The following is a 12,029-nucleotide window of genomic DNA, read 5'->3' on the forward strand; positions in this document are numbered from 1 at the left end:
TGCTTATGTTCTATTTTAACAAATCCTGATTATAGCGTTTTTTGTGTTTTTATGTCAATTATTATTTTGTTAGTTATTCAGTTGTGCATTCCTAATCGTTGACTGAAATAATAGAGAAAGAATTACCACAGCTACAGGTAGAGATTGCTAATGGGTTGTGGAAGCGAAAACCCCCACCCATAAGATCTTCCGAATAGTCTAATTTCAAACCTTTGATGTAATTGAGGGTTTCAGGATCTATGATGACTTGAATATGATCCAAGTCGAAAACCTGATCTTCTACCTTAACTACTGCATCAAAAGCAAGATCATAAAATAAGCCAGAACAACCACCTGGCTTGACTTGTAAGCGAAAAAATATGTTTGGCTGCTGTTTGGATTTTAATCGCTCGATCTCATTAACGGCGGCTAGACTCAATTGAATCATGGAATTTTTATAGCGATCCGCAACTCCATATTCAATATTACAGGAGTATGGCTATAGCTTGCGTAAGGACGTAGGAGTTATAGGCTATGCTGCGCTATCAAGTCCAGGGGCAGAAGGCAGAAAGGAAAATACTCCCCAATGCCTCACTATCTCTATCTTTCACTGCGAGCATAGTCATCTTGGTAGCGAATAATATCATCTTCGCCCAAATATTCACCATTCTGCACTTCAATCAAAATTAAGGGAATCACACCAGGATTCTCTAAACGATGAACAGTGCATTGAGGTACATAGGTTGACTGATTATTACTCAGTAAAATTTCTTTCTCACCACAAACTACCTTAGCTGTACCTGATACAACAATCCAATGTTCGCTGCGGTGGTGGTGCATTTGTAGACTGAGGCGATGTCCAGGTTTAACTTCAATGCGTTTGATCTTATATCCGCGCCCTTCTTCCAAAACAGTAAAAGAACCCCAAGGACGTAATTCACTTGCAGCAATACTTCGAGAATTAAGAGCTGCGCTAAAGGGTAGAGTGTTAGTTGATGTGGTTTCTGTCAATTGAGCCATAGTTACCTCATTTGGAGACATACAAAAAATTTATTATTCTTAATAATTGATGAGAGAATTGTGGCTGATATTGCCAGTGCGAGAATTAGCAAATTAATTTCACTTTGATAACCATAGCAAAATCAGATGTTATGGGGTAACCCATTCCCAGTGAAAGTCTTGGGTCTACACTAACTCTTCATCAATACAAAACCCAGCTTGTTCGCAGCTTTAAAAAAGTATTGCAGAATCAGGGTTTGGGGAAAATTCAGATGCAAAATTAAAACATATTTGTGATAGTTTTACATTTTTAGCAGAAGTTACGGGCAAGTTAGGAAAAACGAACCACAGAGGACGCAGAGGACACTGAGAAATAAGAGTTTCAGAGGTTTTTGGTGTAAGTCCTATTTAGTTTTGAGTAGGTTTATGGCTGTGGTTGCAGAAAAATACCGATACCGTTATGGACACGGGCGGCTGTATTGGGGGAACGGTCTAGTAGTTGCCCTCCGAGGTATAAACTCGTAGAACTACCACCGTCCAAATTGAGGGCATTCACACAGCCCATAACTTGCATTAATTGGGCGTGTTCGGCTAAATTTGGCCCATGTCCGCCAGCGCGATTATGTACGGCAGTAATGAGCAGATTACCTGTTGTGGTGGTACAAATACCGCTACGAATAGCTTTTTCGGCGATGAAGGCGGCGCTGAATTTTTCGGCTTTGGCATCGAGAACAATTTGCCGATTTTGTAATAATAATGGGCCTGCACCGATAATGTAAGGGTAATTGCTAAATTCATTGGGTGTAGTGGTGCTGTTAAGACTGACTTTAGTGCCAATAGGTAATTGAGAGGCGTTACTGGTAGCAGTGCCGCGTAGAGTTAGTATGTAGCCGTTTTGGGGAATAGGAATATTAGTTGTACCAGCTTTACCACCTGATAGCTGATTGGTGATTTGGTTATTTTGGACGACTAGAAGAATTTCATTATCAATGATGGGTGTGTAAGTAGCTCCCCAAGCGGGTGTATAACGAGCTAGACCGCTTTGTACGTAGCCGCTGTTAAGAAAAAGAATTGGTAAAGGCTTGTTATTGGTACTGATTAAAGTTTCATTTAAAGTGAGACGACCAAAGTAAAATTCTCCTGAATCATTCCAAGCGATCGCACCCCGGTTTAAAATTGGCCCTGATATCCACTGATTATTCTGACGAATTGCCCCCAAAGGAAATCTATTATTGCGATTAAAATAACCCCCATTAATACCTGCTACAGCTAAATAACGTTGTGCAGTTTGAATTAAAGGAGCTGTACCCGCTAAGATATCCGAACTTGCCCATATTGGTTTTAGTGTGATACCCACTGCACGGGGATTAACTTCTAACCAAACCACAGGAAAGCTTTCTGTACCTAAATTAATAAACCTTTGTTGCCAGCGTAATCCCTTAGCCCAGGTGATATCCTTTGCTACCAAAGCATCAGGTCGAATATCAATCACTAAACGATTGGGGTTAGCGATCGCACTAATTCGCGGAGATAATCCAAAGGGAACGCTAAGATGAATATTTGTTTGGTTACTAACCATCTCCACTTTTTGAATCAGTGGTTCAGAAGTCGGTAACTGTTTTAACTGGTCTGGTGGTGTTGTCGGTTGGGGTGCATAACGTTGAATTAAGCCGTTATCAGCCTTACTATCCAGGGTAACTATCCACTCCCTATTCAGTGGTGTCGTTGGTTTGTTAGTTGGTGCGTTGGGATCAACAAGTCTTTTTATAGGTTGGCCTTGTGCAACTTTCCACGGAGTTGGACGATCTAAATCAACAACAAGTCTGTCACCCCAAGTTTGTTTACCTTGACGAATATTACTAACTTGTGCTGGCGGGGTAGAAACCACCAAAATATTACCATTGGCTTGCATTTGCCAGCCTGCTGTTTGAGCAAAACTAGAAATATCTAAATAGCGATATCCTCCCAACAACTTGGTGTTAAGTGCTGGTGTACCCAACGAAAACCACTCCACTGGTTGTTGATTAGGATTGCTGCTACTTAATAAATCTACCCCCATCAATTGTCTCAGCGCCCCATCACTAAGATGAGTTGTCACCGTACCATCACTTCCTCGTTGCTGTAACCAAGCTCCTTGTACTGTACGACCATTGAGAGAAATTTGACTACCAGATGGTATTACTTGTGATGAAGCAGGTGTTGATAATTGGGAAATAGAGCTTGGTAAAGACTGGGCTTTAGTCGCACCAGCAGTTAAGCACAGTGCTGTCGAAAGAATTGAGGACACAGAGCAACGGAAAAACTTGCTATTGCTAATTATGACAAGAGTATTAATCTGTCCTTGTCGGCAACGATTCGGCATTTTGACTATCCTGATCTAAGTACTTTTGAACGTTACCACCTTAAGCTGGTATGAGGAAATATTAAAAAAATATGTTTTTACTTTTCAACAAACGTGATATTATGTAGGTTGGATTTTTATACCTTGTAAAAACTGGCAAGCAAATTTCACGCCAAAATTACCAACGCACAATGTTCTTAAGGACACCATCCTTAAACAAGCTATAATAGTAGTCTTGATATTCAAATCTAGATGAAAAAATTCCCCGCTCACCGATAGCTGCCACTGTTGCGACTTTAAGTGAGGTCTAGTTGATAGCAAGACAGATGGCAATCAATAAGCAGAAAAAATATAGACGACAACAGAAGATATTTTAGGAATTGTCAAATGGGCATATAGTGTAATACGCTGACTTTGGTGCTGCATCAGGATAATTGCGGCTTTCAGGACATTAAGACTGTTCAGTTGAAATTTGATCTCAGGTATGCCGAGATAGGTGATATCTGACAGTTATCCTTTATCTGTCCAAAAAAGGATTGAAAAAAATACTTAGCTTTACCACATTAAATACAAGTAATGTCAGGGAAACCAGATTATTCGCACAAAGTTAGTTTTTCCAGCAGTGCATAAGCAAATAAAAAAATAACGCGGTGATTTTAACACGAGTGAGCTAAAAAGTTAACTCGAAGTTAAAATTTTTTTTCCCTAAATTTTCGTGACTATTTATTTCTCCAACGCTCAATCTTAGAAATTTTTTCCCAGCAGTAGCAACAGTGGCAAAATCTGTAACTTAACATTTCAGGAATAGAGTATGAATCATCAACAGTTAAATCAGGGTCAAAAAATCACATCGTCGGAAATGGAAAATAAAGATACCTACCAAGGACAAAAGTGGTTAGTAGAAGAAAGAGATGCCTGTGGTGTGGGCTTTATTGCTCATCGCCAAAATAGTTCCAGCCATGAAATTTTAGTCAAAGCTCTAACTGCCCTTACCTGCTTAGAACACAGAGGTGGTTGTAGTGCTGACCAAGATTCTGGTGATGGTGCAGGCATCTTGACAGCGATTCCTTGGGAATTGTTTCAACAAGAAGGAATTGATGTTGCCAACACTGGCAAGATGGCAGTAGGAATGATATTCTTACCCCAAGATCAAAAATTAGCCCAACAAGCAAAAGCTGTATTTGAGCAAGTAGCGGCTGAAGAAAAATTCACTGTACTGGGCTGGCGAGTAGTCCCTGTGCATTCAGATGTCTTAGGATTGCAAGCAAAAGAGAATCAACCCCAGATAGAACAAGTTTTTTTAGCTTCGGCTGATAAAAGCGGTGATGAATTAGAACGGGAATTGTATATTACCCGCCGTCGCATTGTCAAAGCTGCTAAAAATATCTCAGAAGAATTTTATGTCTGCTCCTTATCTAGCCGCACAATTGTCTACAAAGGGATGGTGCGTTCGGCGGTATTGGGAGAATTTTACGAAGATTTAAAAAATCCAGCTTTTAAAATCGCCTTTGCTGTTTATCATCGCCGCTTTAGTACCAACACGATGCCGAAATGGCCTTTGGCACAACCAATGCGGCTATTGGGTCACAATGGGGAAATCAATACACTGTTGGGTAACATTAACTGGATGATGGCACGGGAAGCCACCTTAAATCATCCAGTGTGGAATGATCGAGAAGATGAATTTAAGCCACTGGTAAATATTGACAGCAGCGATTCAGCCACCCTTGACAACGTACTGGAGTTACTCGTCCGTTCTGGCCGCAGCCCCTTGGAAGCCTTAATGATGATGGTTCCAGAGGCTTATAAAAATCAACCTTCTTTACAAAATTATCCAGAAATTGTTGATTTCTATGAATATTACAGCGGTTTGCAAGAAGCCTGGGACGGCCCTGCACTTTTGGTATTTAGTGATGGGAAAAGAGTTGGTGCTACTTTAGACCGCAATGGTTTAAGACCTGCTCGCTATGTGATTACTAAAGATGACTATATTGTGGTTGCTTCCGAAGCAGGTGTGATCGAATTCCCCGAAGCTGACATTTTGGAAAAAGGCAGATTGGGGCCAGGACAAATGATTGCTGTGGATTTAAGCAGCAATGAGATTTTGAAGAACTGGGAAATTAAACAGCGTATTGCTAACTTACATCCCTATGGCGATTGGTTGCAACAACACCGTCAAGAGTTGAAACAGTTGGTAAAACCATCAGTTGCTAATGGCAATGGTAACGGTAACGGTCATCATGCAACTGAAAATGGGCATCTAACTGCTGACAAACTGGATAAACAAACTTTACTTCAACAACAAATTGCTTTTGGCTACACCACAGAAGATGTAGAAATGGTGATTCAGCCTATGGCTAACACTGGTGCAGAACCGACTTTCTGTATGGGGGATGATATTCCTTTAGCGGTGTTGTCAGAAAAACCCCATTTGCTGTATGACTATTTCAAACAGCGTTTTGCTCAGGTGACAAACCCACCTATTGACCCATTACGGGAAAAGTTGGTGATGTCCTTGACTGTGGAATTGGGTGAAAGAGGTAATTTATTAGATCCTCAACCAGAACACGCCCGCAGGCTGAAGCTAGAATCACCTGTGTTGACGGAAAGTGAGTTAGCCGCAATTAAACTATCAGGTTTTGCGACTGCTGAGTTGTCAACTTTGTTCTCCATTGCTGCTGGCCCAGATAGTTTAAAAGCTGCTGTGGAAGCTTTACAACAACAAGCGGCGGAATCAGTGCGGGCTGGTGCGAAGATTTTGATATTGAGTGATAAGATTCACCCAACTCTTAATCAGGATGGAAAAGAGGGGATAAGTGCCGAATATACCTATATTCCGCCTTTGTTGGCTGTGGGTGCGGTTCACCATTACTTAATCCGCGAAGGTGTGCGGATGAAAACATCTTTGGTTGTTCATACGGCCCAATGTTGGAGTACTCATCATTTTGCTTGTCTATTGGGATACGGGGCTGGTGCTGTTTGCCCGTATATGGCTTTGGATACTGTGCATGATTGGTGGTCTGACCCAAAAACGCAACAGTTTATGCAAAGGGGGAAAATTAATAATCTGACTCTGGAACAGGCGATCGCAAATTATCGCCAAGCTGTAGAATCAGGTTTGTTGAAAATTCTCTCCAAAATGGGAATTTCTCTGCTTTCTAGCTATCAAGCAGCACAAATATTTGAAGCTATTGGTATTGGTGGAGATTTGTTAGCTTTGGGTTTCCGGGGGACAACTTCCCGTATTGGTGGGCTAAGTTGTAAAGAACTAGCTCAAGAGGTGCTTTCTTTCCACAGCAAGGGTTTCCCAGAACTGTCAGCGAAGAAGTTGGAAAACCTGGGATTTGTCCAGTATCGTCCCGGTGGTGAATATCATAGCAATAGCCCGGAACTGGTGAAGGCGCTGCATAAGGCTGTAGATGGGAAGAATTATGACCATTACGAAGTTTATAAACAGCATTTGCAAAGTAGACCAGCAACGGCTTTGCGAGATTTATTAGATTTTACAAGCAATCGCTCATCTATCCCCATCGAAGAAGTAGAATCAGTCAGTGAGATTGCTCAACGCTTCTGTACTGGAGGAATGTCTTTAGGTGCTTTGTCACGGGAAGCCCATGAAACTTTAGCGATCGCTATGAATCGCATTGGTGGTAAATCTAATTCTGGTGAAGGTGGCGAAGATCCAGTTCGTTACAAAGTATTAAATGATGTTGACGCAATGGGGCATTCACCCACTCTCCCCCATTTGCATGGCTTGAGGAATGGTGACACAGCTTCTAGCGCCATCAAACAAGTCGCTTCCGGCCGTTTTGGTGTGACTCCAGGATACCTAGCCAGCGCCAAACAAATTGAAATCAAAATTGCCCAAGGTGCAAAACCAGGTGAAGGTGGACAGTTACCAGGGCCAAAAGTAAGTCCTTACATCGCCATGTTACGCCGTTCTAAACCTGGTGTAACTTTGATTTCTCCACCACCCCACCATGATATTTACTCCATTGAAGACCTAGCGCAGTTGATTTTTGACTTGCATCAAATTAACCCCAAAGCACAGGTTTCAGTCAAATTGGTAGCGGAAATCGGGATTGGCACAATTGCGGCTGGTGTGGCCAAAGCCAACGCCGATATTATCCAAATTTCCGGTCATGATGGTGGTACTGGCGCATCTCCTTTGAGTTCCATTAAACACGCTGGTAGCCCGTGGGAACTCGGTTTAAGTGAAGTGCATCGGGTGTTGATGGAAAATGGATTGCGCGATCGCGTAATTTTAAGAGTTGATGGTGGTCTTAAGAGTGGCTGGGATGTCCTCATTGCCGCCTTGATGGGCGCTGAAGAGTTCGGTTTCGGTTCCATCGCCATGATTGCTGAAGGTTGTATTATGGCGCGGGTGTGTCATTTAAATACCTGTCCCAAAGGTGTGGCTACTCAAAAAGAAGAATTACGTCAACGCTTTACAGGTATCCCTGAAAACGTGGTTAATTTCTTCTATTTTGTCGCTGAAGAAGTACGCAGTCTATTAGCTAAACTGGGTTATCGTTCTTTAACAGAGTTGACTGGTAGGGCGGATTTGTTAACTGTGCGTTCTGATGTCAAGTTGAATAAAACTCAAGCCCTAAACCTAGACTGCTTAACTAAGCTACCAGATGCAAAACAAAACCGTAGCTGGTTGGAGCATGAAAAAGTCCACAGCAATGGATCTGTTTTAGATGACCAAATTTTAGCTGATACGGATATTCAAGCCGCAATTAGCAATCAATCGACAATCACCAAGACTTTTAACGTTGTCAACACCGATAGAACGGTGGGAGCAAGATTAGCAGGAGCGATCGCATCCCAGTATGGTGATAGCGGTTTTGAAGGGCAAATTAACCTGAATTTTCAAGGTAGTGTCGGGCAAAGCTTTGGTGCGTTTAACCTGCCTGGCTTAACTCTGACTTTAACAGGGGAAGCTAACGACTACGTTGGTAAAGGGATGCACGGTGGAGAAATTATCATCAAACCCCCAGCCGAGGCCAGTTATGACTCATCACAAAACGTGATTGTTGGCAATACCTGTCTTTATGGTGCGACTGGTGGCGTATTATTTGCCAACGGTTTAGCCGGAGAACGCTTTGCCGTGCGTAATTCTAAAGGTACAGCAGTCATTGAAGGGGCTGGTGATCACTGCTGCGAGTATATGACTGGTGGTGTGATTGTGGTTTTGGGTAAAGTCGGCCGCAACGTAGGTGCGGGAATGACTGGAGGACTGGGATACTTCTTAGATGAAGATGGTTCTTTCCCTGAGTTGGTTAACAAAGCTATTGTTAAAACTCAACGCGTAGTTACAGAAACTGGTGCGAAACAACTTTATGAATTGATTAAAGCTCATAGCGATCGCACCAATTCACCCAAAGCACAGCTAATTTTACAAAACTGGGCAGAATTTTTACCCAAGTTCTGGCAGTTAGTTCCACCTTCTGAATCTGACAGCCCTGAAGCCAATCCTGAAGCCACTTCAGAACAAAAACAGTTAAGTTCTGTTTAATAGCCACAGGAGTTAAAAAAATGTTGAGATGTTCCATGAAACGTCTCAACAAGGACAGGACTTACGCAAAACAGAACGAAAGTAGGGGTAATTCATGAATTACCCCTACGCAAGAATAAGGCTTTCAATCATATCTTGCGTAAGTCGTAAAGGATTATAGGAAACGCACATTTAATTTGTACTCCTATGTCATCCCCCAAAATTGCATAAATTATTTTCTGGTGTTGTCTAATTACTTTTTCTTAGCCATTAACTCTAGATTTTTATCTTGCATTTCTAAAAGTTCTGGAATAGTAACAAAGTCATAACCCTGCTTGCGGAATCTACTGATAATTTCTGGTAAAGCTTTGACAGTGTGAGTGCGATCGCCACCACCATCATGCATTAACACAATCCCACCAGGTTTTGCTCCCCTGAATACATTGTTAATCAACCTTGGTACACCAGGACGAGAATAGTCTATTGAATCTGTAGACCACAAAATAGTTGCATACTTATTGCTTCTAGCGTAAGCTACTACCCCATTTTTCATATTACCTCCAGGTGGACGAAACAAACTAGTTTTTACACCTGTAGTTTTATAAATAATATCTGTAGTCTTAGCAACTTCATAGGCTGCCATTTGCGGGTTCATGTGGTGATACCAATGATGCCAGGTATGATTAGCAATGGTGTGACCATCGGTAACTACCCGCTTGGTTAAATCGGGATAATTCTTGACATTTTGCCCAACAACAAAAAATGTTCCTTTAATCTTATTCTTCTTCAGAATATCCAGTACTTGGATTGTACTATTAGGCCAAGGCCCATCATCAAAAGTTAGAGCAATAACTTTTTGTTCTGGAGAGAGTTTAGCCTCCTTAATGGTTTCCCCTTGAAACCTTAATGGTACATCGGTAGTAATCCCTTTCGCTTGCGCTTCTTGCTGCCAACTAGAGAGCATTGTCTCCTTAAATTCTTCAATACGCTCCTGAGTTCCTACTTTAGCATTGATATAATTAATACTAGTATCTTGGCTACTTTGAGCCTCAGATGTATTAGGCTTAACAAGCATCATAAAGCCAATACCCAAAGTACCAGCTAAACCAACTAACGCAATTAATATTCCCTGAGTCCAAAAAAATGACTTATTGTTTTCCACCGCATAGCTCCTTCAAAGGTTGAACCATCAGTCATACTTCTGACGGTAGGTTATAACACATTTTGTCTAGATATTAGATAATCAAGGTAAGCATTTAGCTATCAGCACTTAGCAGTCAGCTAAAAACGGAGTTTAAGTGTAAGGAATCTGTGAAGTTTGTAATTTTGTCAACATCGTCGGATCATAAATCAATAATTATTCCATATAATCCAGACTTTAGAAATAAATTATCTATCACGAAATAACAGCACAAACTATCAGTAACATTATCATAGATGTATATTTTGCTGCTTAAGTTCCTGCCTTCTCTACAAAGAAAAAACATCTATTTTTCAAGGCATTGCGTTGTTTTGAGAAGTTTATGTATGAAATAGATAAACAAAAAACAACTGATGCTAGTTTCCCATAATTTAGGCTGAGTTAGTTGTTAATATAGATACTCTTCCACAATGCAGAAAAAAGGATTTTCTTAATAAAAAAATATCCCAAACTTTTTTGTACTGCGGCTGTATTATTTTCTCCAAACCACTAATATTACTCCTGTGACTATTAAACTTAATCCCATAAGACGGATGAGAGGTATAGGTTCTTTTAAAATAAAGTACCCTAATAATACCGAAAATATATAACCCACTGATACAGCAGGAGCAGCAACACTAAGATTTACTCTTGTTAGTAGTAAAATGTAGGCGATCGCACCGATACCATAACAGGTTAGTCCTAATAAAAGTTCTGGTATGGTGATCATGTTGACAATCAGACTAAAAATGTTCCCAGCATCAACCTTACCTAATTTGATCGCCCCCATTTTTAATAAAAATTGCCCAGCAACGCTGATAAGAACTGATACTAGTAGTAAACTAAATTCTTGTGAAGACACAAATTTTACCTAAATCTCTTAATTCTGATTTTTTCAATAAACAATAAGATCAATGACTACTGAGAGAAGTCGGGTATATAACGGTTTCCAACTATATGAAGTACATCTTAGCCCCCAGGGTGTTGAGGGTGGGGTTCTTGTACCTCAGAATATCCGGAAGTGCTGTATAAGCAGATCAAGTTTTTGTAAAACCTCCGGTTTCTTTCAGTGTATAAAGAGGACGACCTTTAACTTCTTCGTAAATTCGACCAATATATTCACCTAAAATGCCAATACAAATTAACTGAACAGACCCTAAGAAAAACATGGCAATTGTAATTAATGTGTAGCCTATCAAGGGAGATACTGGGGCAAATATCCGCCAATAAAGCACGAGAAATATCATAATTAACGCAATAGCAGCAGATAACAGCCCTAAATAAGTAGCAAGCCTCAGGGGAACTATGGAAAATGAGATAATACCATCAACTGCCAAGGATAAAGACTTACCAAAAGTATATTTTACATCTCCGGCATAACGGGGGCTTCTTTCAAAAAGTACGGATGTTTGTCGGAAACCTACCCAAGCACGTAAACCACGTATATAGCGGTTACGTTCTGGCATCGCATTGAGGATATCTACTACCTGTCTATCCATTAAACAAAAGTCGCCTGTATCTACAGGAATGTCAACTTTAGCCAAGCGCTTGAGAATGCGATAAAAAAGATACGCCATTAAGCGTTTTAGCCAGCTTTCTTTTTGACGTGATATGCGTTGGGCATAAACTACTTGGTATCCTTCATGCCATTTATCAATCATCGTGACGATTAACTCTGGAGGATCTTGTAAGTCAGCATCCATGACAATAATGCTTTTGCCCTGGACAAAGTTCAAGCCTGCTGTGACGGCAATTTGATGACCAAAATTCCTAGCTAGACTCAGGTAACGCACTCGACTATTATGGTGGTGAAGTTCGCGGATCATGCTCAAAGAGCGATCGCGGCTACCATCATCAATGAAAACCAGTTCAGCTTCACCGTCTAACTGTGCCATGACATTAATTAAACGGCTATACATTTCTGTGATATTTTCTTCTTCGTTGTAAATGGGGATAATTAAAGAATAGACAGGTTGATTCACAGTTATTGATGATTTGGTATAAACTTGTTAATCTCGAATTCACAACAA

The 12,029-nt window shown here is 40.9% G+C and carries 7 protein-coding genes; 1 reads left to right on the forward strand and 6 read right to left on the reverse strand.

Annotation, left to right across the window (positions count from 1 at the left end; translation table 11 throughout):
- Positions 1-91: 91 nt before the first annotated feature.
- From AC012T_RS16585 to AC012T_RS16595, 3 genes are all read right to left on the reverse strand, one after another.
- Positions 92-427 carry a HesB/IscA family protein gene (locus AC012T_RS16585; RefSeq protein WP_487059873.1) on the reverse strand — a complete coding sequence of 112 codons (336 nt, stop codon included), beginning with the start codon at positions 425-427 and terminating at the stop codon, positions 92-94.
- Between the two features lie 152 nt (positions 428-579).
- Positions 580-999: a phosphomannose isomerase type II C-terminal cupin domain gene (locus AC012T_RS16590; RefSeq protein ID WP_487059874.1), complete on the reverse strand. Its 420-nt coding sequence runs from the start codon at positions 997-999 to the stop codon at positions 580-582.
- A gap of 403 nt (positions 1,000-1,402) precedes the next feature.
- Complete coding sequence (locus AC012T_RS16595; RefSeq protein WP_487059875.1) at positions 1,403-3,340, reverse strand: phosphodiester glycosidase family protein; 1,938 nt, start codon at positions 3,338-3,340, stop codon at positions 1,403-1,405.
- A gap of 790 nt (positions 3,341-4,130) precedes the next feature.
- Here AC012T_RS16595 and AC012T_RS16600 point away from each other — a divergent pair.
- A complete protein-coding gene (locus tag AC012T_RS16600; protein WP_487059876.1) occupies positions 4,131-8,840 on the forward strand; it encodes a glutamate synthase-related protein in 4,710 nt (1,569 codons plus the stop codon).
- Between the two features lie 232 nt (positions 8,841-9,072).
- On the opposite strand, the gene AC012T_RS16605 is transcribed toward AC012T_RS16600, so the two are convergent.
- The 3 genes from AC012T_RS16605 to AC012T_RS16615 all read right to left on the reverse strand — a co-directional run bounded on the left by AC012T_RS16605 (position 9,073) and on the right by AC012T_RS16615 (position 11,981).
- Positions 9,073-9,981, reverse strand: a complete 909-nt coding sequence (locus AC012T_RS16605; protein ID WP_487059877.1) for a polysaccharide deacetylase family protein — start codon at positions 9,979-9,981, stop codon at positions 9,073-9,075.
- A 511-nt stretch (positions 9,982-10,492) separates the two neighbouring features.
- A complete protein-coding gene (locus AC012T_RS16610; protein ID WP_487059878.1) occupies positions 10,493-10,861 on the reverse strand; it encodes an EamA family transporter in 369 nt (122 codons plus the stop codon).
- Positions 10,862-11,036: 175 nt separating this feature from the next.
- Positions 11,037-11,981, reverse strand: coding sequence for a glycosyltransferase family 2 protein (locus AC012T_RS16615; protein ID WP_487059879.1), 945 nt, complete (start codon positions 11,979-11,981; stop codon positions 11,037-11,039).
- Positions 11,982-12,029 lie beyond the last annotated feature (48 nt).

It is taken from the genome of Anabaena sp. EIM26 (genome assembly GCF_057568715.1).